Genomic DNA, 256 nt, shown 5'->3' on the forward strand with positions numbered 1-256 from the left:
TCGTTCAAGATGAAGCTGGAAGAGCAATCTTTAGAGCTCGTATTCATATTAACGAAAAAGAGTTAAATAAATCGGCAAAAGACGTTGTGGCTGCATTACGCGACGGGGAAATTGCAATTTACACACGTGATTACGGAGTAAGACAAGGGTTCTTTGATATCGATCCACGTCCACTTCAAGGTGATGACATACATGTAATTGAAGAAAAAATGAGAGAAATTGTAGGGGGAAACTAAAATGACAAACATTCAAAAAC

1 pseudogene is annotated in these 256 nt (G+C 37.9%); it reads left to right on the top strand.

Annotated elements, in window-relative coordinates:
• A pseudogene (locus SB717_RS37630) lies at nt 1-236 on the top strand (SelA-like pyridoxal phosphate-dependent enzyme); the annotation flags it as partial.
• Between the last annotated feature and the right edge of the window lie 20 nt (nt 237-256).

Source organism: Priestia sp. SIMBA_032, from assembly GCF_046535215.1.
Lineage (GTDB): Bacteria > Bacillota > Bacilli > Bacillales > Bacillaceae_H > Priestia > Priestia aryabhattai.